This window comes from Streptomyces venezuelae (assembly GCF_008642335.1).
Classification (GTDB): domain Bacteria; phylum Actinomycetota; class Actinomycetes; order Streptomycetales; family Streptomycetaceae; genus Streptomyces; species Streptomyces venezuelae_F.
Genome location: NZ_CP029191.1, coordinates 5,999,852 through 6,026,526, shown reverse-complemented (window position 1 = coordinate 6,026,526; position 26,675 = coordinate 5,999,852). Strand labels below are relative to the sequence as shown.

Here is a 26,675-nt window from a genome sequence, read left to right as displayed (position 1 = left end):
AGCACCGTGTCTGCGGCGAGCGCGCCGCGTACCGCCAGTGCCGCGCCTGTTCCGCCGAACCCACCACGCCTCCATTCCGCGAGGGGCACGCGACCTCTTTTCCGCAGGTGGGCGCCGATGTCAGTGGTGGGGTGCACGATGGGGTCATGGTCAGCTCCGCGTCCAGTGCTCCCGGCGCCGCCGGCGCTCACAGCGCCCTCGACAGCTTCTCCCCCGCGACCCGCGGCTGGTTCACGGGTGCCTTCTCCGCGCCCACGTCCGCCCAGGCCGGAGCGTGGCAGGCCATCCACGAGGGCTCGGACGTGCTCGTCGTCGCACCCACGGGCTCCGGAAAGACCCTGGCCGCGTTCCTCGCGGCCCTCGACCAGCTCGCGTCGACACCGCCGCCGGCCGACGCGAAGAAGCGCTGCCGGGTGCTGTACATCTCGCCCCTGAAGGCGCTCGCGGTCGACGTGGAGCGCAATCTGCGCAGCCCGCTGACCGGTATCCGTCAGGAGGCGGTGCGCCTCGGCATGCCCGAGCCGGAGGTGCGGGTCGGGATCCGTTCGGGTGACACCTCGGCCGCCGAGCGCCGTGCGCTGTCGACGCGCCCGCCGGACATCCTGATCACCACGCCCGAGTCGCTCTTCCTGATGCTGACGTCCGCGGCGCGGGACGCGCTGACCGGCATCGAGACGGTGATCCTCGACGAGGTGCACGCGGTCGCGGGCACCAAGCGCGGCGCCCATCTCGCCCTGTCCATGGAGCGGCTCGACGAACTGCTGCCGAAGCCCGCGCGCCGCATCGGTCTGTCGGCCACGGTGCGTCCGGTGGACGAGGTGGCACGCTATCTGTCGCCCAAGCGCAAGGTGGAGATCGTCCAGCCGGACTCCGGCAAGGAGTTCGACCTGTCCGTGGTCGTTCCCGTCGAGGACCTCGCGGAGCTGGGCGGCTCCCCGGTCAGCGACTCCGGGGACGGGCCGGGGGCCGAGGCAGAGCGCCCTTCGATCTGGCCGCACGTCGAGGAGCGCATCACGGACCTCGTGCAAGCGCACCGCTCGACGATCGTGTTCGCCAACTCGCGCCGTCTCGCCGAGCGCCTGTGCAACCGCCTCAACGAGATCGCGTACGAGAGGGCGACCGGCGAGTCGCTCCCCGAGGACCACTCCCCCGCGGAGCTGATGGCGGAATCGGGCGCCGCCAAGGGCGCCCCTCCGGTCCTGGCGCGCGCCCACCACGGATCGGTCTCCAAGGAGCAGCGCGCGCAGGTCGAGGAGGACCTCAAGGCGGGCAGGCTCCCGGCCGTCGTCGCCACGTCCAGCCTGGAGCTGGGCATCGACATGGGCGCGGTCGACCTGGTCGTGCAGGTCGAGTCGCCGCCGTCGGTCGCGTCCGGGCTCCAGCGCGTGGGCCGCGCGGGCCACCAGGTGGGCGCCGTCTCGACGGGAGTCGTCTTCCCGAAGTACCGGGGAGACCTGGTGCAGGCCGCGGTCGTCACGGAGCGGATGCGGACCGGCTCCATCGAGTCCCTGCGCATCCCGGCCAACCCGCTGGACGTGCTGGCCCAGCAGCTGGTCGCGATGGTCGCACTCGACACCTGGCAGGTCGACGACCTGCTCACGGTGGTCCGCCGCGCGGCGTCCTTCGCCTCCCTCCCGGAGTCCGCGTTCACGGCCGTGCTGGACATGCTCGCGGGCCGGTATCCCTCCGACGCCTTCGCCGAGCTGCGGCCGCGCGTGGTCTGGGACCGCGTCGCGGGCACGGTCACCGGACGCCCGGGGGCGCAGCGCCTCGCGGTCACCTCCGGGGGCACGATCCCCGACCGCGGTCTCTTCGGGGTGTTCCTCGCGGGCGCCGACCCCAAGAAGGGCGGCGGCCGCGTCGGAGAGCTCGACGAGGAGATGGTGTACGAGTCGCGGGTGGGTGACGTCTTCACCCTCGGCACGAGCTCGTGGCGCATCGAGGACATCACGCGCGACCGGGTCCTCGTCTCCCCGGCGCCCGGCGTCCCGGGCCGCCTCCCCTTCTGGAAGGGCGACCAGCTGGGCCGCCCGCTCGAACTGGGCCGCGCCCTGGGCGCGTTCCTCCGCGAGGTCGGCGCGCTCTCGCAGGAGGACGCGCGCGGGCGCCTCCTCGCCACCGGGCTCGACGCGTGGGCCGCCGACAACGTCCTCGCGTACCTCGGCGAACAGCGCGAAGCCTGCGGGCACATCCCCGACGACCGCACCATCGTGGTCGAGCGGTTCCGCGACGAACTGGGCGACTGGCGGGTCGTCGTGCACTCCCCCTTCGGAGCCCAGGTGCACGCTCCGTGGGCCCTCGCCCTCGGCGCCCGCCTCACCGAGCGGTACGGCATGGACGCCCAGGTCATGCACGCCGACGACGGCATCGTCCTCCGGCTCCCGGACGCCGACCTGATGGGCTTCGACCTGCTCGACCAGGAGCCCACCACGCCCCCTGTGGAGTACGACGCGGACAAGCCCCCCGTGGGCGCCGGTGACGTCACCTTCGACAAGGGCGAGGTCAACCAGATCGTCACCGACCAGGTGGGCGGCTCGGCGCTGTTCGCCTCCCGCTTCCGCGAGTGCGCCGCCCGCGCGCTGCTGCTGCCGCGCCGCAGCCCCGGCAAGCGCACCCCGCTGTGGCAGCAGCGCCAGCGCGCCGCCCAGCTCCTCGAGGTGGCGAGCGAGTTCGGGTCCTTCCCCATCGTCCTTGAAGCGGTCAGGGAGTGCCTCCAGGACGTCTTCGACGTACCGGGCCTGACCGAGCTGATGGGCGACATCGAGTCGCGCCGCGTCCGGCTCGTCGAGATCACCACCCCCGAGCCCTCCCCCTTCGCCCGCTCCCTCCTGTTCGGGTACGTGGCCCAGTTCCTGTACGAGGGCGACTCCCCCCTCGCCGAGCGGCGCGCAGCGGCCCTCTCCCTGGACTCACGGCTGCTCGCCGAGCTCCTCGGCCAGGCGGAACTGCGCGAACTGCTCGACGCCGACGTCCTGGCGGAGCTGGAGCAGGAGCTCCAGTGGCGCACCGAGGACCGCCGCGTCAAGGACGCCGAAGGCGTCGCCGACCTGCTCCGGCTGCTCGGCCCGCTCACCGCGGCCGAGCTCACCGAGCGCGGCGCCGAACCGGACTGGGCGGAGGAGCTGGCGGCCGCACGCCGTGTGATCCGGGTCCGCATCGCGGGGGCGGAGCACTGGGCGGCCATCGAGGACGCGGGACGGCTGCGGGACGCCCTGGGCACCGCCCTGCCCGTGGGCGTCCCCGAGGCCTTCACGGAGCCCGTCAAGGACCCCCTGGGCGACCTCCTCGCCCGCTTCGCCCGCACGCACGGCCCGTTCACGTCCGCCGCGGCCGCGGCCCGCTTCGGGCTCGGCGCCGCGGTCACCGAGGGCGCGCTGCAGCGCCTCGCGGCCAACGGCCGTGTGGTGCAGGGAGAGTTCCATCCGGCGGGCATCGGCCAGGAGTGGTGCGACGCGGCCGTACTGCGCCGGCTGCGCCGCCGCTCCCTCGCCGCCCTGCGGCACGAACTGGAACCGGTGCCGCCCGCCGCCCTGGCCCAGTTCCTGCCCCAGTGGCAGAACCTGAGCAAGCACAGCCTGCGCGGCATCGACGGCCTGGTGCGCGCCGTCGAGCAGTTGCAGGGCGCCACGGTTCCCGCCTCCGCCCTGGAGAAGCTCGTCCTGCCCTCGCGCGTGACGGGCTACAACCCGGCCATGCTCGACGAACTGACGGCGGCCGGCGAGGTCATCTGGGCGGGCGCCGGTTCCCTGCCCGGGAAGGACGGCTGGGTCTCCCTTTATCTGGCCGACACCGCGCCCCTGCTCCTTCCGCCCCCGCACCCCCTGGAGCTCACCGCACTGCACCAGTCGATCCTGGACGCCCTCTCCGGGGGGTACGGACTGTTCTTCCGCCAGATCGCCGACCAAGTGCGCGCCACCACCCACCCGGACGCGCTGGATCCGCAACTGGCCGACTCCATCTGGGAGCTGTCCTGGTCCGGCCTGCTCACGAACGACACGCTCGGCCCGATGCGCTCGCTCCTCGGCTCGGGGCGCACCGCGGGCTCCACGGCCCACCGCGCCAAGCGTGGCGTCCCGCGCGGGCGCTACGGAAGCCTCACCGCGGCCGCCCGCACCGCCTCCCGCACCGGCCCTCCCACCGTCGCGGGCCGCTGGTCCCTGCTCCCTCCCCGCGAGCCCGACCCGACCCTGCGCGCCCACGCCCTGGCCCGCGCCCTCCTGGACCGGCACGGCGTCGTCACGCGCGGCGCGGTCGCGGCCGAGGGGGTCGAGGGCGGCTTCTCGGCGGTGTACCGCGTCCTGTCGGCCTTCGAAGACAGCGGCCAGGCGCGTCGGGGCTACGTGGTCGAAGGTCTCGGCGCCGCACAGTTCGCCATGGACGGAGCGGTGGACCGCCTGCGCGCGACCGCGAACTCCCGCGACCGTACGGACGGTTCACGCCCCTCGGACGCCCAGGCCGCGGTGGTCCTCGCCGCCGCCGACCCCGCCAACGCGTACGGCGCCGCGTTGCCGTGGCCCGAGCCGCCGAACGGCGCCGGCCACAAGCCGGGCCGCAAGGCCGGCTCCCTGGTCGTCCTGGTCGACGGCGAGCTGACGCTCTACATGGAACGCGGCGGCAAGACGCTCCTCGCCTGGCCCGCCGTCCCGGACGCCCCGATCGCCGACGACCCCCGCCTGCACGCCGCCTCGGAAGCCCTGGCCGGGGCCGCCCGCGCGGGCTCCCTCGGCACGGTCACGGTGGAGCGGGTCAATGGCGAGGCCGCACTCACGTCCCCCTTCGCCCCTCTCCTGGAAGGAGCGGGCTTCCACGCCACGCCACGCGGACTGAGGCTCCGCGCATGAGGCCCACGCGCAGGATCACCCGCGCGCCAGCCACTCCAGCCCCCGCCACCCCCGTCATGCCACCCTGGACCCATGCCCGAAGGTGACACGATCTACCAGGCGTGCCGACGCCTGCACGCCGCCCTCGCGGGGCACACGATCACGCGCTCCGACCTCCGCGTCCCCAAACTCGCGACGGTCGACCTCACAGGACGCGCCATCCTGGACGTCACCCCGCGCGGCAAGCACCTCCTGACCCGCATCGAGGGCGGCCTCACCCTCCACTCCCACCTCCGGATGGACGGCTCCTGGCAGCTGTACGCCCCCGGAGAGCGCTGGCGCGGCGGTCCCTCGTACCAGATCCGGGCCATCCTCGGCACCGCCGAACGCACCGCCGTCGGGTACCGCCTGCCTGTCCTTGAGCTGCTCCGCACCGCCGACGAGGACAAGGCCGTGGGCCACCTGGGCCCCGACCTGCTGGGCCCGGACTGGGACCCGGAGCGCGCGCTGAACAACATCCTGGCGGTTCCCGACCGCGCCCTCGGCGAAGCCCTCCTGGACCAGCGCAACCTCGCGGGCATCGGCAACGTGTTCAAGAGCGACATCTGCTTCATCCTCGGCGTCACCCCGTGGCTCCCCGTCGGCGACCTCTCCGAAGAGACGGCCGCCCGCGTGCCGAGCCTCTCCAAGAAGCTCCTGGAAGCGAACCGGAACCAGCCCAACCGCACCACTACGGGCCGCGACCGTCCGGGCCAGCGCCTCTTCGTCTACGGCCGTGCGTCCCGCCCCTGCTGGCGCTGCCGCACCCCGATCCGCCGCGCCCAGCAAGGAGACGGCTCCCGCGACCGTCCCACCTACTGGTGCCCCACCTGCCAGCAGGGCCCAACCCCCTGACCGGCGCCCCAACGACACGCCCGGCCGCCCGGACACACCACCCGCAACCTGCACACCGTCAACAACAGCCATCACCCAGCCAGTTGACGCCCCATCAGATTCGGCCGTACCGTCCCCCCATGCCCGTCACGGCGTACGACCTCACCGGACGCACCGCATTCATCACCGGCGCCGCCAGCGGCATCGGGCGTGCGACGGCGCGGCTCCTCGCGGAAGCGGGTGCCGCCGTGCACTGCGCCGACCGCGACGAGCCAGGACTCCAGGAGACCGCCGCGCTCATCACGAAGGCCGGCGGCACCGCATACACGTACCCCTTGGACGTGACCGACAGGGCTCAAGTCGACCGGGCAATAGCCACAGCAGCGACACCCCGCCTCGACATCCTCGCCGCCATAGCCGGCGTCATGCACAGCAGTCCGGTCCTGGAGACCCGCGACGAAGACCTGAATCGCGTCATGGACATCAACTTCAAAGGCGTCCTGTACGCATGCCAGGCCGCCGCCCGCACGATGGTCGACGCAGGCTCCGGCGGCAGCATCATCACGATGGCGTCGGGCGCCGTCGACACAGGCGCCCCCGGCCTCCTCTGCTACGGAGCGTCAAAAGCCGCCGTCGTCCAGCTCTCGAAAACGCTGGCCACAGAGCTCGGCCCGCACGGCATCCGCGTGAATGTCGTCGCACCGGGATGGATCCGCACCCCTATGACAACATCGGAGCGCCCCGACAGCGAGAAGCAGGCGCACACCGAACACACCATGCGGCGCATGGCACCGCTCGGCCGTGTGGGCGATCCGGACGACATCGCGCACGCCGTGCTGCACCTGGCGTCGGACGCCGCGTCCTTCACGACGGGCCAGATCCTCCGCCCGAACGGCGGCGTCGCCATGCCCTGGTAGCCCGCACCCTGAGAGCGCGCCCCCGCACCCGCCCCGCCGACACGACGGCCCGTCCCCACCATGCGAGAGCCGTGCGCTCCCCCGGCCACCGCAGTTCCCCGTCGGGGCGCCGCGCGTACTGCGCGGGGTCAGCTCCCCTGGCCGCCCTCGCCTCATCCAGCGCGCGGGCCCTGGGCACGCAGTGCACGGGCAGCACGCTCAGTCCCCACCCTCCGGCGGCGACCGCTCCTTCCAGCACTCCCGCGTCGGGCGAGAAGGCGAGCCGCAGCACGCCCCACCACCAGAGCGCGCCGAGCGCCAGGAAGGGCACCCATCGTACGGCCCGCCATGTCACGGCTGTCCCGGTCACGGCTGCCACAGATGCCACCTCCCGCCCAACGCGAGATCGACGCTAAACGCCGGGGTTCACCCCATGGGAGGGCGTATCGGCGGCGCCTGGAGCGTGGCCGGGAGCGACTGCCCCGCCGCACGCTCCCGGCGCACGAACGGCCACGCCGCCTCATGGGGAGCACCCTCACGCGCCCTCACACGCGGAATCAGCTGCTCTCCGCCTGGAACATCCAGTGGTGCTTCTCCAGGTCGGCCGTGATGCCGATGAAGATGTCCTGGCTGACCGGGTCGGCCTCGCCCGTCGCCTCGACACGCTGACGCATCCGCGTGATCACCGCGCCGAGCGCGTCCACGAGCGTCCCGACCGCGTCCACGTCCTTGACCCAGCCCTCGGGGACCTTCCCGATGCCACTGCTCTGGGACACGGTCGCCGCGCGCCCGTCCGGCGAGACACCCAGCGTGGAGGCACGCTCCGCGACGGTGTCCGAGTGCTGCCTGGCGGTGTCCACGACCTCGTCGAGCTGCAGGTGCACGGAGCGGAAGCGCGGGCCGACCACGTTCCAGTGGATCTGCTTGGCGACCAGCGACAGGTCGACCAGGTCCACGAGCGCACCCTGCAGTGCCTCCGAGACCGTCTTGAGATCCGCATCGGACAGCGGGCTCTTCACGACGTACATCTGTCTCCTCCAACACACGAGCGAATGAGGTAAATCCCCACCAACCATGACACAAAATAGCCAAATAGGTCGATTTGCGAACAGCTGCCCCAACCATCCGGTACCAGACCATCCGGTAGCGGGGCCAGGTGGGCTCACCTCAACAAACGAAAGCCCCGACCGGGTACCCGGTCGGGGCTTCCACACACTTCCCAGAGCTGCTCAGGAGCAGCGTCGCATCACGCCGCGACGACGTCGACCGCCTCCGCGGGTGCCTTGATCGTGACCCGTTCCGGTGGCACGCCGGCCACGGACACGGAATTGAGCATCGAGCGAACCGGCGCACGCACCGGTTCCGGGACTGCTGCAGACTCAGCCAGCTCGGCGAGCGACAGTTCGTCGCTCACTTCACGCATGAGCTCGGACATCCGTACGTCAAGCGCGTCGCAGATCGCGGAAAGCAGCTCGGAGGAAGCCTCCTTCTGCCCCCGCTCCACCTCGGAGAGATAGCCGAGCGAGACTCGGGCGGACGAGGAGACTTCGCGCAGAGTACGGCCCTGGCGCTGGCGCTGCCGACGCAGCACGTCACCAAGCAGGCGACGGAGCAGAATCATCGGTGGCTCCCTCCTCGGACCGCGTAGCCGCATCCTTCACGCCCCACCGTACCGCCTTGCGCGGCGGCCGTGCGGGGAGCGATGTCGTGTTCACTCAGGGCTGCAAACATCAATTCCCCCCGTTCTGTTCCGTATCCTGTGCCCGCCCATTCCCGGACCGTTCTCCGGACAGCCGCTCGAGAAGCAACGTGAGCACGCTCCGTACACTCTCCATACGGATTTCCGAACGGTCACCGTTCAACCGCAGGGCGGCCACTTTCCCACGCGCTCCGCCATCGGCGTAACCGCGCATGCTTTCGAAATCCGGCCCGTCAGCAGCACTGTCAGGCCCCGCCACCGCGACGTACACGGTGCCGACCGGCTGCCCATCCTGCGGTTCCGGACCGGCGACCCCGGTCGTGGCGATGCCCCAGTCCGCGCCGAGAAACCGGCGCACACCGTCCGCCATCTGCCGGGCGACCTCGGGATCCACGGCCCCGCGCTCGTCCAGCAGAGTGCCGTCGACCCCGAGCACGTCCCGCTTCAGCTCCGTGGCGTACGCGGTGACCGACCCCCGGAAGACCTTCGAGGCGCCCGGCACCGACGTGATCTCGGCGGCCACCAGGCCCCCGGTCAGCGACTCGGCGACCGCGAGCGTCTCACCGCGCGCGGCCAGCAGCCGCACCAGACGGGCAGCCGGAAGCTCCGAGGCCGGAACCGGCACACCGTCGGCCGAGAGCCCGCGGGACGTCACTTCGCTGCCTCCCGGGCGGACTCCGCAGCCGCCGCACGCGCTTCGGCCATGCCCTGCCTGCGCAGCACGACGGCCTGCTTCACATAGTCGAGCCCCGTCACCACGGTCAGCACGACGGCGACGGCCATCACCCAGAACCGCAGGGTCGCGAGCGGCCCGGTCAGGGCAAGAACGTACATCCCGACGGCCGTACCCTGCGCCAGCGTCTTCATCTTGCCGCCACGACTGGCCGGAATGACGCCGTAACGGATCACCCAGAACCGCAGCAGCGTGATCCCGAGCTCGCGCCCGAGGATCACGCCGGTCACCCACCAGGGCAGATCGCCGAGCCAGGAGAGACAGATCAGCGCCGCCCCCATGATCGCCTTGTCGGCGATGGGGTCGGCGATCTTCCCGAAGTCCGTGACCAGATTGTACGTGCGCGCCAGGTGACCGTCGAAGAGGTCGGTGATCATGGCGACGGCGAAGGCGGCCCAGGCGAACGAGCGCCAGGCCGGGTCGTACCCGCCGTTGCCGAGCAGCAGCATCACGAAGCCGGGCACGAGCAGCAGCCGCACCATGGTCAGCAGGTTCGCGACGTTCCACAGGCTGGCCTGATTGACCGCCGCGGCGCCCAGCTTCCCGCCGCGCACCGGCTTGGCGCTCGAAGCGCCCTGAGCGCCGGAGCCGCCCGCGGGTGCCGGGACTCCTGTCATCTGCGGGCCTCCTCGAGACACTCGGCCACCAAGTCCACGCCCTCCGTGCCGACGACCTTTGCCACGACCATACGGCCGACCTGCAAGGCATCCCCACCGATGGTGCCCGTCAAGCGGATCTGGCCGTCCGTCTCGGGGGCCTGGTGCGCGGCCCGGCCGAGCGGGCCCTCCTCCTCGTCGAGGGATTCGACGAGGACCTCGACGGTCTCGCCGAGCCGCTCGTCGGCGCGCTGCGAGGTGAGCTCCTCGGCGAGCCGGGAGATGTGGGCCAGCCGCGCGTCGACGACGTCCTGGTCGAGCTTCGCGTCGTACGTGGCCGCTTCGGTGCCCTCCTCGTCCGAGTATCCGAAGACACCGATGGCGTCCAGGCGCGCGCCCGTCAGGAAACGCTCCAGCTCGGCGACGTCCGCCTCGGTCTCGCCGGGGAAGCCCACGATGAAGTTGGACCGGACGCCGGCCTGCGGCGCCTTGGACCGGATGGTGTCCAGAAGCTCCAGGAAGCGGTCGGTGTCGCCGAAGCGCCGCATGGCACGCAGGACGCCGGGCGCGGAGTGCTGGAAGGACAGGTCGAAGTAGGGCGCGATCTTCTCCGTCGACGTGAGGACGTCGATGAGGCCGGGGCGCATCTCGGCGGGCTGCAGGTAGCTGACGCGCACGCGTTCGATGCCGTCGACGGCGGCCAGCTCGGGGAGCAGCGTCTCCAGGAGGCGGATGTCGCCGAGGTCCTTGCCGTACGAGGTGTTGTTCTCGGAGACGAGCATGACCTCCTTGACGCCCTGCTCGGCGAGCCAGCGGGTCTCGCCGAGGACGTCGGAGGGGCGGCGCGAGATGAACGAGCCGCGGAAGGACGGGATGGCGCAGAACGAGCAGCGCCGGTCGCAGCCGGAGGCCAGCTTCACGGAGGCGACGGGGTTGGTGCCGAGGCGGCGGCGCAGCGGGGCGCGCGGTCCCGAGGCGGGCGCGACGCCCTCGGGCAGGTCGGTGGGCGCCGCGGCGTCCGCGTGGCCAGGGAGCGCGACGTCCGCCTTGGCCAGCTGGCGCTCGGCGGGGCTGATCGGCAGCAGCTTGCGCCGGTCGCGCGGGGTGTGGGCCTCGACGCTGCCGCCGCTGAGAATCGTCTGCAGACGGCCGGAGATGTCGGCGTAGTCGTCGAACCCGAGCACGCCGTCGGCCTCGGGCAGCGCCTCGGCGAGCTCCTTGCCGTACCGCTCGGCCATGCAGCCGACCGCGACGACGGCCTGGGTCTTGCCGTGGCCCTTCAGATCATTGGCTTCGAGAAGGGCGTCGACGGAGTCCTTCTTGGCGGCTTCGACGAAGCCACAGGTGTTGACGACGGCGACGTCCGCGTCCTCGGCGTCCTCGACGAGCTGCCAGCCGTCCGCCTCCAAGCGGCCTGCGAGCTCCTCCGAGTCCACCTCGTTACGGGCGCAGCCAAGGGTGACAAGGGCGACGGTGCGGCGTTCGGGCATGGTCTCAAGACTACTTCGTCCGCGCCTCGGCCCCCGCCGCCAGGGTTACCCGGCGGTCGGCCCACGGCCCCCGGCACGTCACCCCACCGTCACCGCGTCCCGCACGGAACCGCAGGTCAGCGGCGTGCGGAAGGCGGTCAGCCGACCTCGGGGTCGCCCTTCGTGTACGTGAGGCGCTCCACCTGGCCGGGCTCGAATTCGTTCTCGACCTGCTTGCCGTTCACATACAGCTCGATCGCGCCCGCGTCGCCCAGGACGAGGTCGACCTTCTGCTTGTCCTGGAACGTCTTGTCCTGGCCCTGCTCGAGGACGCCGTCGAAGAGCGTGCGTCCGTTGTGGTCCTTGGCGGAGATCCAGCTGCGGCCGTCGGCGGCCTGGACCTTGACCGTGACCTTGTCGCGCGGGACTCCGGCGATGGCGCTGTCGGACGGATCGGGCTTGGGGTCGGCGGGCTTGGAGGGCTTCGGCTTCTCACTGGTCTTGGTGGGCGCCGCGGTGGCGCCTTCGGCGACGGACTTGGAGCCTTCGTCGCTGTCGTCGCCGCCGCTGAACGCGGTGAAGCCGACGAAGCCGATCACGGCGACGATCGCGGCGACCATGGCCGCGGTCCAGTTCGGGCGGCGCGGCTCGGAGCGGATGCGCTCGGCCTCGAAGAGGGGCGCCGCCGGCGTGGGCGCCGGCGGGTGGCCGCCGTGGCCCTCGTCGTACTGGGCGACGAGTGGGGCCGGGTCGAGGCCGACGGCGCGCGCCAGCGTCCTGATGTGTCCGCGGGCGTACACATCGCCGCCGCAGCGCGAGAAGTCGTCCTGTTCGATCGCGTGCACGATCGGGACGCGCACGCGCGTGGAGGTGCTCACTTCGTCGACGGTCAGGCCGGCGGCGATGCGGGCCTGCTGCAGGACGTGGCCGATCGAGGGCCGCTGCTCGGCCGGGCGGGCGTCCGCCGGACTGTCGTCCGTGGCACGGGCGGTGCGGTCGAGGCGGTCGTCCGAAGGTCGGTCTTCTTCAGGGGAGTTGCCGATGGACACGGGGGCGCCTTTCGAGCGTGTAGCCACCTGCCGGAGGTTCATTTTAGGGGGGTCTCGAAACGGTGGGGCAACCGGGCGGACGGACTTTGTACGCCATCAGAATGGCCGGACATCCTGATGGTGGGACATCGTGCTCTTCTCTCCTCAACTTGACGTATGCCGAAGAGAAACGGTTGCCTGCCGTTCCCTTACGGGTGAGCCTCGCTCACCCTTCTGGTTGAGCCTCCCCGCGGATCACCGCGAGCACGCCGTCCAGCTCGTCAGGTTTCACAAGAACGTCACGTGCCTTCGAACCCTCGCTGGGCCCCACGATGGAGCGCGACTCCATGAGGTCCATGAGCCTGCCGGCCTTGGCGAAGCCGACGCGCAGCTTGCGCTGCAGCATCGACGTGGAGCCGAACTGGGTGGAGACGACCAGCTCGGCGGCCTGGCACAGCAGGTCGAGGTCGTCGCCGATGTCCTCGTCGATCTCCTTCTTCTGTTTGGTGCCGACGGTGACGTCGTCGCGGAAGACCGGCGCCATCTGGTCCTTGCAGTGCCGCACCACGGCGTGGATCTCGTCCTCGGTGACGAAGGCGCCCTGCATACGGGTGGGCTTGTTCGCCCCCATCGGCAGGAACAGGCCGTCGCCCTTGCCGATGAGCTTCTCCGCTCCCGGCTGGTCCAGGATGACGCGGCTGTCGGCCAGCGAGGAGGTCGCGAACGCGAGCCGCGAGGGCACGTTCGCCTTGATCAGACCCGTCACGACGTCCACGGACGGGCGCTGGGTGGCGAGCACCAGGTGGATGCCGGCCGCGCGCGCGAGCTGCGTGATGCGCACGATCGAGTCCTCGACGTCGCGCGGCGCGACCATCATCAGGTCGGCGAGCTCGTCGACGATCACGAGCAGGTACGGGTAGGCCTTGAGCTCGCGCTCGCTGCCCTCGGGCGTCTTGAGCTTGCCCTCGCGCACGGCCTGGTTGAAGTCGTCGATGTGCCGGTAGCCGAACGCGGCGAGGTCGTCGTAGCGCAGGTCCATCTCGCGGACGACCCACTGGAGTGCTTCGGCGGCCCGCTTGGGGTTGGTGATGATCGGCGTGATCAGGTGCGGAATGCCCTCGTACGCGGTGAGCTCGACGCGCTTGGGGTCCACGAGGACCATCCGGACGTCCTCGGGCGTCGCTCTTATCATGATCGACGTGATCAGGCAGTTGATGCAGGACGACTTGCCGGACCCGGTGGCTCCGGCCACCAGGATGTGCGGCATCTTCGCCATGTTGGCCATCACGTAGCCGCCCTCGACGTCCTTGCCGAGCGCGACGAGCATCGGATGGTCGTCCTCCGCCGCGTCGGCCAGGCGCAGCACGTCGCCCACGTTGACCATCTCGCGGTCGGTGTTCGGGATCTCGATGCCGACGGCGGACTTGCCGGGGATGGGCGAGATGATCCGGACGTCCGGGGAGGCCACCGCGTACGCGATGTTCTTGGCCAGCGCCGTGATCTTCTCGACCTTCACGGCCGGGCCGAGCTCGATCTCGTACCGCGTGACCGTCGGGCCGCGCGTGAAGCCAGTGACGGCGGCGTCGACCTTGAACTCGGTGAAGACGTTCGTCAGCGAGTTCACGACCGCGTCGTTGGCGGCGCTGCGGGTCTTGCCGGGGCCGCCGCGCTCCAGGAGGTCGAGCGAGGGCAGCGAGTAGGTGATGTCGCCGGAGAGCTGGAGCTGCTCGGCGCGCGGCGGCAGCTCGCGCTGGGTCTCGGGCGTGGACTTCGTGAGGTCGGGGACGGGGCTGTCCGCGCTGTCGGCGGCCGCCTGCGGCTTCTTCCTGAGCTTGCCGGGCACCGGCGCGTCCGTGGCGCGCGCGGTCGGCACGGGCGCCTTGCGCCCCTGCTCCTGGCTCTGTTCCTGGAGCTGTTCCTGGCCGCGGTCGTGCCGACGGCTCTGCTCGCGCTCCTCGCGCTCCTGGGAGACGCCCTGCGTCAGGTCGGCGACCAGCGGTGAGGGCGGCATGCCGTGCATCACCGCGCCGTCCAGGGACGCGGCCGCGGCGGCCGCCACGTCCACGGCGTCCATGGGCCGGTCCATGTCCGGCTGTACGGGGGTCCTGCGCGGCCTGCGGCGCCTGGTGAGCGCCTCTTCCTCGGCGTGACCGGGGTCGTACGCCTCGGGGGCGGTGGAACGCCTGCGCGCGGGGCGTGCGGGCAGCGCCTCGCGCCACTGCTCGTCGTACCGCTCGTCGTCGTCCGTGAATTCGTAGACCTCGGGCTCCGCCTGGACGACGCCGAGCTTCACACCGAGCAGCCGCAGCCGCTGCGGGATGGCGTTGACGGGCGTCGCGGTGACGACGAGCAGACCGAAGACGGTGAGGAGCACCAGGAGCGGGACCGCGAGGATCTCGCCCATGGTGAAGATCAGCGGAGTGGAGGCGCCCCAGCCGATGAGGCCGCCCGCGTCCCTTATCGCCTGCATGCCGTCGCTGCGGGCCGGCGAGCCGCAGGCCACGTGGACCTGTCCGAGGACGCCGATGACGAGGGCGGACAGACCGATCACGATGCGGCCGTTCGCCTCGGGCTTCTCGGGATGCCGGATGAGGCGTACGGCGATGGCGCCGAGCAGCAGCGGCACCAGCAGGTCGAGGCGGCCGAAGGCGCCGGTCACCAGGACCTCGACGAGGTCGCCGACGGGTCCGCGCAGATTCGACCAGGTGCCCGCGGCGACGATCAGCGAGACGCCGAGCAGCAGGAGCGCGAGGCCGTCCTTGCGGTGCGCCGGGTCGAGACCCTTGGCGCCCCGCCCTATGCCGCGGAACATCGCGCCGACCCCGTGCGCCAGGCCGAGCCAGACGGCGCGCACGATCCGGTACAGGCCCCCTGTGGGGCTCGGCGCCGGCTTGGGTGCGGGCTTGGCGACGACCTTTTTGGCCGGTGCCTTCTTCGCGGGCGCCTTCTTCACCGCGGCTTTCTTCGCGGGAGGTCTGGCGGCGGCCTTCTTCGCCGGAGCCTTCGTCGGCGCGGCCGCCTTCTTCGCGGGCGTCTTCTTGGCTGCGGACTGACGTGAGGCCATGGGTGTGAGGTTACCGGTGCGGGCCTCTGTGGACACGTGTGCCCACTGCTTCACCCGTTCGTGTCGCCCCTCCGGAGGCCTGGAACTGACGGTGGTTCACCGGATGCCGACGGCACGAAACCTCGTCAGTGAGGCTTCGTGCCGCGTCAGTTCTGCGAGGGCACCGAAGGGGCGCCGGTGCCTGTGCCCGGTCCCAGGGCGTCAAGAGCCCGCCGCAGACCGGTGAGTTTGCGTTCGAGATGGGCGGCCGTGGCCACCGCCGCCGCGTCCGCCGACTCGTCGTCCAGCTGTTTGGACAGCGCCTCGGCCTGCTCCTCGACCGCGGCGAGCCGCGCCGACAGCTCGGCGAGCAGCCCCGCGGGCTCCTTCGTGTCGCCGGCCGTCGCCTTGCCGCCGCCCTCCAGCTGGAGACGGAGCAGAGCCGCCTGCTCCCGCAGTTGGCAGTTCTTCATGTACAGCTCGACGAACACCGAGACCTTCGCGCGCAGCACCCACGGGTCGAACGGCTTGGAGATGTAGTCCACGGCCCCCGCGGCATACCCACGGAAGGTGTGATGTGGCCCGTGGTTGATGGCGGTGAGGAAGATGATCGGGATGTCCCGGGTCCGCTCCCGCCGCTTGATGTGCGCCGCGGTTTCGAAACCGTCCATTCCTGGCATCTGGACGTCCAGCAGAATGACCGCGAAGTCGTCCGTGAGTAGTGCTTTGAGCGCTTCCTCCCCGGACGATGCCCGCACCAGCGTCTGATCGAGCGCAGAGAGGATCGCCTCCAGCGCCAGCAGATTCTCCGGCCGGTCATCGACCAGGAGGATCTTGGCCTTCTGCACCATGGCCCGCCCTCCTCGCCCCGGCGAAACACCGGGCGCCGCCCCAGGGGACGACTCCCTTGCGCCGCCCGTCCTTGTGCCGGTCATGGTAGCCGCACCCCGCCTGTCGCCACACCCTGTCACCGCGATGTCACTGTGCACGTAGCAGAAACGCGGTGGGAGACCAGAAGGTTCCCCGTATACCGCGGTTCTACACGACCTCGGCCACACTCTGTCAGCAACTCCGTGTGACGAAGCCGGTTCTCGGTCACTCGCCGCGCATCCACTGCTCCATGACCGACAACAGGTGATCCGGGTCGACCGGCTTCGTGACGTAATCGGAAGCTCCGGAGTCGATCGCCTTCTCGCGGTCGCCCTTCATCGCCTTCGCGGTGAGCGCGATGATCGGGAGCCCGGCGAACTGCGGCATCCTGCGGATCGCGGTCGTCGTCGCGTACCCGTCCATCTCGGGCATCATGATGTCCATCAGCACCACCGTCACATCGTCGTGCTGTTCCAGCACTTCGATGCCTTCCCGGCCGTTCTCCGCGTACAGCACCGCGAGGCCGTGCTGTTCCAGGACGCTGGTGAGCGCGAAGACGTTGCGGATGTCGTCGTCGACGATCAGCACCTTCTCGCCGCCGAAGTGGAAACCGGGCCGTGCCACGGCCGGTGTCTCCTGGCCCGCGGTCGGCCACGGCTCCTGCGTCCGCTGCTCCTCCTGGGCGCCGCCGGCGGGCTGCCCGGGCAGCGCCGAGGGCTCCTGTACGGGCGCGGGGCGACGCCGCCGCCGGAACAGCGCGGAGGGCCCCTGGGGCTCCTCACGGCGCGCCGGAGCGACCTCCGGCTGTGCGGTGCCCTCGGCCGCGGGGGCCTCCTCCAGGGCGGGCAGCTCCCGCGGTTGGGGGGCGGGCGCCAACTGCGCGTAACCCTGGGGCGGCAGTTCGCTCGGGTGCAGCGGCAAATAGAGCGTGAACGTGGAGCCGCGTCCGGGCTCGCTCTGCGCGTGGATCTCGCCGCCGAGCAGCCGCGCGATCTCACGGCTGATGGACAGGCCGAGGCCCGTACCGCCGTACTTCCGGCTCGTCGTGCCGTCGGCCTGCTTGAACGCCTCGAAGATGACGCGCATCTTGCTGGCCGCGATGCCGATGCCGGTGTCCGTCACCGAGAAGGCGATCAGGTCGGCGTCCGCGTCCCGCAGCGAACCGGCCTCCAACAGCTGTTCGCGGATCGCGTTGGGCACGTCGTTGCTGGCGTGCCGGATCACCAGCTCGACCGCTCCGGAGTCGGTGAACTTCACCGCGTTCGACAGCAGGTTGCGCAGCACCTGGAGCAGGCGCTGTTCGTCCGTGTGCAGCGTCGCGGGCAGTTCCGGGGAGACCCGTACGGAGAAGTCGAGTCCCTTCTCCGCGGTGAGCGGCCGGAAAGTGGCCTCTACGTAGTCGACGAGTTGGACCAGGGCGATGCGCGTCGGGGAGACGTCCATCTTGCCCGCCTCGACCTTCGACAGATCGAGGATGTCGTTGATGAGCTGCAGCAGGTCCGAACCCGCGCCGTGGATCGTCTCGGCGAACTCGACCTGCTTGGGGGTGAGGTTCGCGTCGGCGTTGTCGGCGAGCAACTTGGCCAGGATCAGCAGCGAGTTGAGCGGCGTACGCAGCTCGTGCGACATGTTCGCGAGGAACTCGGACTTGTAGCGCATGGAGACCGCGAGCTGTTCGGCCCGCTCCTCCAGGACCTGCCTGGCCTCTTCGATCTCGGTGTTCTTGACCTCGATGTCGCGGTTCTGCTGGGCAAGGAGCTCGGCCTTCTCCTCCAGCTCCGCGTTGGAGTCCTGCAGGGCCTTCTGCCGGTTCTCCAACTCGGCCGACCGCTCCCGCAGTTGCTCGGTCAGCTCCTGCGACTGCTTGAGCAGCACCTCGGTCTTGGTGTTGACGCTGATGGTGTTGACGCTCGTCGCGATCATCTCGGCGATCTGGCTGAGGAAGTCCTTCTGGATCTGCGTGAAGGGCTGGAAGGCGGCCAGCTCGATCACGCCGAGGACAGTCCCTTCGAAGAGCACCGGCAACACGATGACCTGCGCGGGCGGCGCCTCCCCCAGACCGGACGCGATCCGCAGGTACCCGGACGGCGCGTTCTCCACCAGGATGGTGCGCCGCTCCTTGGCGGCCGTCCCGATGAGCGTCTCGCCGGGCCGGAAGGACGTCGGCATGGACCCCATCGAGTAGCCGTAGCTGCCGAGCATGCGCAGTTCGTACGCGTCCTCGTGATCGCCCCCGAGGTCCTGCCCGTCGTCCGTCGGCATCGCCAGGAAGAACGCGCCGTGCTGCGCCGAGACGACCGGCGTGAGCTCGCTCATGATCAGCGAGGCGACGTCCTCCAGGTCGCGGCGGCCCTGCATCAGACCGGAGATCCGCGCCAGGTTGCCCTTCAGCCAGTCCTGCTCCTTGTTGGCGAGGGTCGTGTCGCGGAGATTGGCGATCATCGTGTTGATGTTGTCCTGGAGGACCTGGATCTCGCCCGCCGCGTCGACCTCGATCTTCAGGTTGAGGTCACCGCGGGTCACCGCGGTGGCGACCTTCGCGATGGCACGCACCTGACGGGTCAGGTTCCCCGCCATCTCGTTCACGGACTCGGTGAGGTCGCGCCACGTGCCGTCGACGTCCCGCACGCGCGCCTGGCCGCCCAGCTGGCCCTCCGTACCCACTTCGCGGGCCACGCGCGTGACCTGCTCCGCGAAGGACGACAGCTGGTCGACCATCGTGTTGATGGTCGTCTTGAGCTCCAGGATCTCACCCCGGGCGTCGATGTCGATCTTCTTGGTCAGGTCGCCCTTGGCGATCGCGGTGGTGACCATCGCGATGTTGCGGACCTGGCCGGTCAGGTTGGACGCCATCGAGTTCACGGACTCGGTGAGGTCCTTCCACGTACCGGAGACGCCCGGCACGCGCGCCTGCCCGCCCAGGATGCCGTCGGTGCCCACCTCACGGGCCACGCGCGTGACCTCGTCGGCGAACGAACTCAGCGTCGTCACCATGGTGTTGACCGTGTCGGCGAGCTGCGCGACCTCGCCGCGCGCCTCGACCGTCACCTTCTTGGTCAGGTCTCCGTTGGCGACCGCCGCCGAGACCTGGGAGATGTTCCGCACCTGGCTGGTCAGGTTGTTGGCCATCAGGTTGACGTTGTCGCTCAGGTCCTTCCAGATGCCGGTGACGCCCGGCACCCGCGCCTGGCCGCCCAGCTGGCCCTCGGTGCCCACTTCGCGGGCCACGCGCGTGACCTGCTCCGCGAACGAGGAGAGCTGGTCGACCATCGTGTTGACGGTCGTGACGAGTTCGAGGATCTCGCCCTTCGCGTCGACGGTGATCTTCTTGGAGAGGTCGCCCATGGCGACGGCCGTCGTGACCTCGGCGATGTTCCGCACCTGAAGGGTGAGGTTGTTCGCCATGCCGTTCACGGACTGCGTGAGGTCCTTCCAGGTGCCCGACACACCCTGGACCTCGGCCTGGCCGCCGAGGATGCCGTCCGTGCCCACCTCGCGGGAGACCCGCGTGACCTGCTCGGCGAAGGCGGACAGCTGGTCCACCATCGTGTTCAGGGTGTTCTTCAGCTCAAGGATCTCGCCACGCGCGTCCACGTCGATCTTCTGCGACAGGTCACCGCGCGCCACCGCCGTCGCGACCTGCGCGATGTTGCGCACCTGCGCCGTCAGGTTCCCGGCCATGCCGTTCACGGAATCCGTCAGATCACGCCACACACCGGCCACGCCGGGCACCTGCGCCTGACCGCCGAGGCGTCCCTCGGTACCCACCTCGCGGGCCACCCGGGTCACCTGGTCCGCGAAGGCGGACAGCTGGTCGACCATCGTGTTGATGGTGTTCTTCAGCTCCAGGATCTCGCCACGCGCGTCGACCTCGATCTTCTGGGACAGGTCGCCGCGCGCCACGGCCGTCGTCACCTGCGCGATCTGACGCACCTGCGACGTCAGGTTCCCCGCCATGAAGTTGACGGAGTCCGTGAGGTCCTTCCAGGTGCCGCTCACGCCGTCCACGCGGGCCTGCCCGCCGAGGCGCCCCTCCGTGCCCACGTCGCGCGCCATCCGCGTGACCTGGTCGGCGAACGACGACAGCTGGTCCACCATCGTGTTCACGGTGTTCTTCAGCTGGAGCATCTCGCCGGAGACGTCCACCGTGACCTTCTGCGACAGGTCGCCGTTCGCCACCGCCGTCGTCACCTGCGCGATGTTGCGGACCTGCCCGGTCAGGTTGCGGAACGCGGTGTTGACGGAGTCCGTCAGGTCCTTCCACGTACCGGCCGCACCCTGCACCTGCGCCTGGCCGCCCAGCTCACCCTCGACGCCGATCTCCCGCGCCACGCGCGTCACTTCGGAGCCGAAGGCCGACAGCTGGTCGACCATCGTGTTCACGGTGTTCTTCAGTTCGAGCATCTCGCCCGCGACATCGACGGTGACCTTCTGCGACAGGTCGCCGTTCGCCACCGCCGTCGTCACCGTCGCGATGTCCCGCACCTGCGTGGTGAGGTTGCGGAAAACCGTGTTGACCGAGTCCGTCAGGTCCTTCCACGTACCGGCGGCGCCCGGCACATTCGCCTGCCCGCCGAGCTGCCCCTCGGCGCCGACCTCGTTCGCCACGCGCGTGACCTCGTCCGCGAACGTGCGCAGCGTCTCGGTCATCTGGTTGATGGTCTCGGCGAGCTGGGCGACCTCGCCGCGCGCGCTCACCGTCACCTTCCGGGACAGATCGCCGTTGGCGACCGCCGTGGTGACCTCCGCGATGCCGCGCACCTGGGCGGTGAGGTTGCCGGCCATGAGGTTCACCGAGTCGGTGAGGTCCTTCCACACACCCGCCACACCCGGCACCTGCGCCTGGCCGCCGAGCTCGCCCTCCGTGCCGACCTCGCGGGCGACGCGCGTCACTTCCGACGAGAACGACGACAGCTGGTCCACCATCGTGTTGACGGTGTTCTTCAACTCAAGCATCTCGCCCGCGACATGGACGGTGACCTTCCGCGACAGGTCGCCCTTGGCCACCGCCGTCGTCACCAGCGCGATGTCCCGCACCTGAGCGGTCAGGCGGTACGCCATGGTGTTCACGGAGTCCGTGAGGTCCTTCCACGAACCCGACATACCGCGCACCCGGGCCTGCCCGCCGAGCTTGCCCTCGGTGCCGACCTCACTGGCCACGCGCGTGACCTCGTCCGTGAACGTGGAGAGCTGGTCGACGAGGTTGTTGACCGTCCGCCCAACCTTCAGGAACTCACCACGCAGCGGGTGCCCGTTTCCGTCGGCCCCCTGCGCCCGCAGCTCCATGCGCTGCTCCAGGTCGCCGTCCGCCACCGCGGACAGAACCCGGCCGACCTCCGAGACCGGACGTACGAGATCGTCGACCAGCGCGTTCGACGCGTCGATCGCGGCCGCCCACGACCCTTCGCTCGCACCGGCCTCCAGCCGTTCCGTGAGTTTTCCCTCACGTCCGACCATGCGCCGCACCCGCGACAGCTCTCCCGTGAGATGCAGATTCCGGTCGGCCACCTCGTTGAAGACGGCGGCGATCTCCGACATCACATCGTCGCCGGAGACCGTGAGCCGCTTGCGGAAATTGCCGTCCCGCATCGCCACCAGGGCCGCGAGCAGCCTGTTCAGAGCCGCCGCATCCACCGACGCCGTCGTCCCGTTGCGCGGTTTGCGCTGTTTGTTCAGGGACTGTCCGTCTTTCGCGCGCGTCTTAGTGCCCCGCGTCGCTGCGCCAGACTCCACTGTGTCCCTCCCGCAAGGGTCGACCGGTACTGCTCGGGTTGTTCTGAGCTGCTGCATGAAGCTTGCCCAGTGTTTCACCATGGCCGAACCAGGCCATAACAGTTCGGCAGCTTCGCACACCGTCCGCACACCCTCCGGGCGGAAACACTGACGACCGGCATCAGCATGGACGGCGAAGGTAAGTAACCTTGCATCCGGCTGTCCAACCACCCCGGTCCTGCCCGGCCTGGGCGGTGGTACACGAAACAAGCGGGCATCGGAGGGGCGGCCGCACCATGGGTTCGGGAGAATTGGGCGTCGAGACAGTCGCCACTGTCGACGCCGTCGATACTCGTACGAGGAGTGCTGTGATCACCGCGCGTGCGGCTGCCACCTTCGAACCCGTCGGACGTTCCGTCGCGACGGCCCGCTCCTTCGTGCGCGACACCCTCCAGGGCTGGGGGTTCTCGGACGTCATCGACGACGCCGTCGTCCTCACCAGCGAGCTGGTCACCAACGCCGTGGTCCACGCCGGCACGGCCGCCGACGTCGAGTGTCTGCGCAGCGAGGACGCCGTCCGCATCGAGGTCTCCGACCGCTATCCGGAACGCGAGATCCCGCTCCAGCAGTCCTCCGTGAACATGGGCAGCCCCGACCGCGAGGGCGGCCGCGGCCTCCAGCTCTGCGCCGCGCTGGCCACCCGCTGGGGCGTCGACTACACCCCCACGCACAAACAGGTCTGGTTCCAGCTCGACCTGCCCCACCGCTCCGTCGGCACCCGCACCGCGGGCCCCTCGCTCCCGGCCGACCTGCTGCCCGTCGCCGACGGCCGAGTCCGCGTCGCCGTCATCCAGATCGACCGCCTGGGCGCCATCTCCGCCTGGAACGAGGACGCCGAGGAACTCTTCGGGTACGTGGCCGAGCAGGTCATGGGCAAGCCCCTCAACGACCTCGCGGCCTGGCCGCACACCCCGGGCACCAGCACCGGCATCGCCGAGGCCCTCCAGCTCTCCCGCTGGGAGGGCAGCTACGGCGTCCGCAACGCCCACGGCCGCGTGGTCCCCGTCTACGCCTCGCACCTGCGCGTGCGCGACGCCGACGGCGAACCCTCCACCGTCTGTCTCCTCGTACGCGACGACGAGCGTGCCGTCCTCCAGACCCCGCTGCGCGGCGCGGCCCCCGAGCCCGGCTCCCTCAGCGAGCCGCACGCCGCGGACCCCTTCGAGGTGTTCATCGGCTCGCCCGCCCCGGACGACCTCGACGGCCTGCTCCAGCGCACCGTGGAGCGCGCCCGCGACATGCTCGACGGCGACGCCGCGTTCCTGCTCCTGGCCACCGACGACGAGACCGAGCTGGAAGTACGCGCCTCCACGGGCCTCCCCTCGGCCCGCCAGCGCTTCGCCCGCGTCCAGGTCGAGTCGGCCCCCGGACGCTACGGCTCCGCCCGCATGCCGGCCGTCCACGAGGACCTCACGGTGGTGCCCGGCGCGGTCCCCCTGCTCTCTGGCACCGGCATGCGCTCCGTCGTCACGGTCCCGCTGAAGGTGGAGGGCCGCCTCACCGGTTCCCTGGGCGTCGCCGCCGAGGCGTCGGGGCGGTACTCGAACGAGGAGGCCCTGCGTCTCCAGTTCGCCGCCGACCGCATCGCCCTGGCCGTGGAGTCCGCCCGCCTCGGCGAGCTCGAAAGGCTCCGCCGCGGTTCGCTCTCCTTCCTCGTCGAGGCCTCCGACCTTCTTGCGGGCACCCTCGACCGCGACCAGACGCTGGCCCTCATGGCCCAGATGACGGTCCCCACACTCGCCACCTGGTGCGCGGTCTACACGATCGCCGACCAGTCCGCCGAGCCCTATCTTTCGTACGTCCTGCATGAGGACGAGGAGCGCATCGACGGCCTCAAGGCACTCCTCTCCAAGATCGCGCCGCCGGACCCGGTGCCCACCCCGGGCGCCCGCGTCTGGGCCGCCCCCTCCGAGGCCGCCCACCAGGCCGCCCTGCGCACGTCCATGCGCAGCCTGGGCCTGGGCGAGACCCCGGGTCTCGGCTCGGGCATCGGCACGACGCTCTCCACCGCTTCGGCGGTGGGCGGCGAGACCGTGGTCCTGCCGCTGGTCGCCCGCAACCGCGTCATCGGCATGCTCACGCTCGGCAAGCCCGCCGACGAACACTTCCGCCAAGAGATCCTGGAATTGGCCGAAGATCTCTCCCGCCGAGCGGCCCTCGCCCTCGACAACGCCCGCCTCTACTCGGAGCGCATGGCCATCAGCCAGTCCCTCCAGCGCAGCCTGCTGCCGCCGGGACTGCCGCAGGTGCCGGGCGTCGAGGTCGACGTCATCTACCGCGCGGCCGGCGAGGGCAACGAAGTCGGCGGTGACTTCTACGACCTCTTCCCGATCCGCGACGGTGCGTACGGCTTCGCGATCGGCGACGTCTGCGGCACGGGCCCGGAGGCCGCGGCCGTCACGGGCCTCGCCCGCCACGCGCTGCGCCTGCTCGCCCGAGAGGGCTTCGGCGGCCCGGCCGTCCTCGAACGCCTCAACGCCGCGATCCTCGACGAGGGTGCCCGCAGCCGCTTCCTGACGCTTCTGTACGGCGAGTTGTGGCCCCAGGAGGACGGCTCGGCGGTGCTGAAAATCGTCTGCGCCGGCCATCCGCTGCCGCTGCGCCTGCGCCAGGACGGCACGGTCGAGCCGTACGCGGAACCGCAGCCCCTGCTCGGCGTCATGGACGACTTGGAGCTGTACGAGCAGACGGCGACGCTCGACCCGGGCGATGTCCTGCTCTGCGTCACCGACGGGGTCACGGAACGCCGCGAGGGCACGCGGATGCTCGGCGACGACGGTCTGGCCGACGTCCTCACGACCTGCACGGGCCTGACGGCCGGCGCGGTCGCGGCCCGCATCATGCGCGCGGTGGAGCGTTTCGCGACGGACGCACCGTCGGACGACATGGCGATCCTCGCGATGCGGGTCCCCGGCCTGCAGAAGGACTGAGGCCGCCGGGGCACCGCAAAGTGCCCCGGCCTTCCCCTCCTGGGCAACCCGGATACGCAAAAAGGCCCCCGCCCAACTGGGCGGAGGCCTTTCGTGCTTGAGCCCCCAAGCGGAATCGAACCGCTGACCTTCTCCTTACCATGGAGACGCTCTACCGACTGAGCTATAGGGGCCTGCTGCCCTTCGGGGGTTTTCCCCGCGGCAACGGAATAGATCATACCCGAAATCGAAGGGGCCTCGAACCGTCCCTTCCTCTGGACCGCCCCTTCCGACGCTGCCACTCTGCGCCCATGCCGAGCCAACGCGGTACGCATGTGCGGTACGCCCGTCCCCTGGCCGTCGTGGCCCTGCTCCTGCCCTTGGCGGCCTGCGGTTCCGACGACGACAATCCGTCGAACCGGATCCCCGCCAAGAAGTCGTCGCCGACGGAGAGCCCACGCCCGGGAGACCAGAAGGTCACGCTCTCCTGGAAAGGCGAGAAGCGTGTCTACACCGTGCACGCCCCACCCGGTTTCTCCCGCGCCAAGAGCCTCCCGCTCGTCGTCGCGATGCACCCGTATCCGGGAGACGGCAGTGCCGCGGCAGCCATCAGCGGCCTCAACGCGAAGGCGGACGACAAGGACTTCCTCGTCGCCTATCCGGACGGCCTCGACAAGGCGTTCAACGCGATGATCTGCTGCGGCACGGAGGACGACGTGGGATTCATCCGTACGCTCACGAAGCGGCTGGCCAGCACCTGGAACGCCGATCCGGACCGCGTCTACGCCACCGGCATCTCCAACGGCGGCGACATGACGTACAAGCTCGCCGTCGAACTCCCCGGCACTTTCGCGGCCATAGCTCCGGTGAGCGGCGGATTCCTCGGCACGGACGCCGAAAAGGCGTCCTACAAGCCGAAGGCCCCTGTCTCGGTGATCACGTTCCTCGGGGGCGCGGACCCATACTTCAGCGCGATGGACAAGGGCATCAAGACCTGGCAGAAACGCCTGTCCTGCACAGTGGGGAACCCCGAGGAACTGCACAGGACCACCGTCGAGAAGACCGAGGCCACGTGCCGCGACGGCTCGGACGTGGTCGTCTACCGGCTGCCGGACATGGGCCACTCCTGGCCGAAGGGCGCGGGCGGTGGAATGTCCGATCCGACGGCCGGCATCAGCGCGACCGACCTGATGTGGGAGTTCTTCGGGTCTCACACCAGGAAAGCCGGGTAAGGCTCAGAAGGCCGGCTGCAGCAGCCCGCCGAGCGCATTGCACGCGGACACCACGCGCTGGAGTTCACGTCGCGTCATGGACGCCCCGACGGGAAGCGCCAGCGTCTCGTCCGCGGCCCGCTCGGTCTCGGGCAGCCGCACGTCCCTCCAGAACCGCGGCATGCGGTGCACGGGCGTCTTCACCGGCACATGACAATCAACGCCCTTGGCCCGTACGGCACGTGCGAAGGCGTCCCGGTCGGGCCGCCCGTTCCCGGGCACCCGCACGACGTACTGCTCGTAGCTGTGCCCTGCGCCGCCGTCGGGTGTCACGACTCCGTTGAGCCGCCCGCTGAGGTACGCGGCGTGCTGCCGTCGACGCGACAGCGCGTCGCCCGATCCCTCGGCTTCGCCTTGCTCCAGGACGAGCAGCCCGTGGCGCTGTCCTACGTCTCTCAGCCGCCGTACGTCGGCCTGGTTGCCGAAGCGGTGTACGACGACGACGGCAGCGGTGCGCGGGGTGACCGCGGCGGCTACGGCGTCGGGGTCGAGGCAGTACGTGGTGGGCTCTATGTCCGCGAAGACGGGCACCGCTCCGGTGAGGGTCACGGCTTCGGCCACCTCGGTGTTGCCGTAGGCAGGCACGACGACTTCGTCACCGGCACCGACGCCGGCTGCGCGCAACATTGCAACTGTCCCCATACAGCGGATGTTGGCTGCACAACGTGAACGGCAAGTGACAGAAAACAAAAAAGA

Annotated in this window: 16 protein-coding genes and 1 tRNA gene; 5 read left to right on the top strand and 12 right to left on the bottom strand. The window is 70.5% G+C overall.

The window, feature by feature from the left end:
- Positions 1 to 146: 146 nt before the first annotated feature.
- The 3 genes from DEJ49_RS27260 to DEJ49_RS27250 all read left to right on the top strand — a co-directional run bounded on the left by DEJ49_RS27260 (position 147) and on the right by DEJ49_RS27250 (position 6,610).
- Positions 147 to 4,841 carry an ATP-dependent helicase gene (locus DEJ49_RS27260; protein ID WP_150186547.1) on the top strand — a complete coding sequence of 1,565 codons (4,695 nt, stop codon included), beginning with the start codon at positions 147 to 149 and terminating at the stop codon, positions 4,839 to 4,841.
- 72 nt (positions 4,842 to 4,913) lie between these two features.
- Complete coding sequence (locus DEJ49_RS27255; RefSeq protein ID WP_150186546.1) at positions 4,914 to 5,714, top strand: Fpg/Nei family DNA glycosylase; 801 nt, start codon at positions 4,914 to 4,916, stop codon at positions 5,712 to 5,714.
- A gap of 119 nt (positions 5,715 to 5,833) precedes the next feature.
- Entirely contained in the window at positions 5,834 to 6,610 is a 777-nt protein-coding gene (locus DEJ49_RS27250; protein WP_150186545.1) for an SDR family NAD(P)-dependent oxidoreductase, read from the top strand.
- On the opposite strand, the gene DEJ49_RS36525 is transcribed toward DEJ49_RS27250, so the two are convergent.
- The 10 genes from DEJ49_RS36525 to DEJ49_RS27200 all read right to left on the bottom strand — a co-directional run bounded on the left by DEJ49_RS36525 (position 6,558) and on the right by DEJ49_RS27200 (position 21,661).
- Entirely contained in the window at positions 6,558 to 6,944 is a 387-nt protein-coding gene (locus tag DEJ49_RS36525; RefSeq protein ID WP_223833232.1) for a hypothetical protein, read from the bottom strand. The genes DEJ49_RS27250 and DEJ49_RS36525 overlap by 53 nt on opposite strands.
- Positions 6,945 to 7,146: 202 nt before the next feature.
- Positions 7,147 to 7,617: a Dps family protein gene (locus tag DEJ49_RS27240; protein WP_150186543.1), complete on the bottom strand. Its 471-nt coding sequence runs from the start codon at positions 7,615 to 7,617 to the stop codon at positions 7,147 to 7,149.
- A 218-nt stretch (positions 7,618 to 7,835) separates the two neighbouring features.
- Positions 7,836 to 8,210: a helix-turn-helix domain-containing protein gene (locus DEJ49_RS27235; RefSeq protein ID WP_055564110.1), complete on the bottom strand. Its 375-nt coding sequence runs from the start codon at positions 8,208 to 8,210 to the stop codon at positions 7,836 to 7,838.
- 109 nt (positions 8,211 to 8,319) lie between these two features.
- Positions 8,320 to 8,913, bottom strand: a complete 594-nt coding sequence (locus DEJ49_RS27230) for a CinA family protein (protein WP_223833231.1) — start codon at positions 8,911 to 8,913, stop codon at positions 8,320 to 8,322.
- 26 nt (positions 8,914 to 8,939) lie between these two features.
- Positions 8,940 to 9,638, bottom strand: coding sequence for a CDP-diacylglycerol--glycerol-3-phosphate 3-phosphatidyltransferase (gene pgsA, locus DEJ49_RS27225; protein ID WP_150186542.1), 699 nt, complete (start codon positions 9,636 to 9,638; stop codon positions 8,940 to 8,942).
- Positions 9,635 to 11,107: a 30S ribosomal protein S12 methylthiotransferase RimO gene (rimO, locus tag DEJ49_RS27220; RefSeq protein WP_150186541.1), complete on the bottom strand. Its 1,473-nt coding sequence runs from the start codon at positions 11,105 to 11,107 to the stop codon at positions 9,635 to 9,637. Before rimO ends, pgsA begins: the two co-directional genes overlap by 4 nt.
- A gap of 137 nt (positions 11,108 to 11,244) precedes the next feature.
- Positions 11,245 to 12,135: a helix-turn-helix domain-containing protein gene (locus DEJ49_RS27215; RefSeq protein ID WP_150186540.1), complete on the bottom strand. Its 891-nt coding sequence runs from the start codon at positions 12,133 to 12,135 to the stop codon at positions 11,245 to 11,247.
- A gap of 205 nt (positions 12,136 to 12,340) precedes the next feature.
- The gene (locus DEJ49_RS27210; RefSeq protein ID WP_150186539.1) at positions 12,341 to 15,178 is read right to left on the bottom strand and encodes a DNA translocase FtsK; all 2,838 of its coding nucleotides are present in this window, start codon (positions 15,176 to 15,178) and stop codon (positions 12,341 to 12,343) included.
- 146 nt (positions 15,179 to 15,324) lie between these two features.
- Positions 15,325 to 16,008 (bottom strand): two-component system response regulator, encoded by a 684-nt coding sequence (locus tag DEJ49_RS27205; RefSeq protein WP_150186538.1) that lies wholly within the window; start codon positions 16,006 to 16,008, stop codon positions 15,325 to 15,327.
- Positions 16,009 to 16,252: 244 nt separating this feature from the next.
- A complete protein-coding gene (locus DEJ49_RS27200; RefSeq protein WP_190329457.1) occupies positions 16,253 to 21,661 on the bottom strand; it encodes a HAMP domain-containing protein in 5,409 nt (1,802 codons plus the stop codon).
- A gap of 446 nt (positions 21,662 to 22,107) precedes the next feature.
- Here DEJ49_RS27200 and DEJ49_RS27190 point away from each other — a divergent pair, with 446 nt between their 5' ends.
- Positions 22,108 to 24,729 (top strand): SpoIIE family protein phosphatase, encoded by a 2,622-nt coding sequence (locus DEJ49_RS27190; RefSeq protein ID WP_150186536.1) that lies wholly within the window; start codon positions 22,108 to 22,110, stop codon positions 24,727 to 24,729.
- A gap of 100 nt (positions 24,730 to 24,829) precedes the next feature.
- Here DEJ49_RS27190 and DEJ49_RS27185 read toward each other — a convergent pair.
- Positions 24,830 to 24,902, bottom strand: a tRNA-Thr gene (locus tag DEJ49_RS27185).
- 117 nt (positions 24,903 to 25,019) lie between these two features.
- Here DEJ49_RS27185 and DEJ49_RS27180 point away from each other — a divergent pair.
- Positions 25,020 to 25,940, top strand: coding sequence for an alpha/beta hydrolase family esterase (locus DEJ49_RS27180; RefSeq protein WP_150186535.1), 921 nt, complete (start codon positions 25,020 to 25,022; stop codon positions 25,938 to 25,940).
- Between the two features lie 3 nt (positions 25,941 to 25,943).
- On the opposite strand, the gene DEJ49_RS27175 is transcribed toward DEJ49_RS27180, so the two are convergent.
- A complete protein-coding gene (locus DEJ49_RS27175; protein ID WP_150186534.1) occupies positions 25,944 to 26,606 on the bottom strand; it encodes a DegT/DnrJ/EryC1/StrS family aminotransferase in 663 nt (220 codons plus the stop codon).
- Between the last annotated feature and the right edge of the window lie 69 nt (positions 26,607 to 26,675).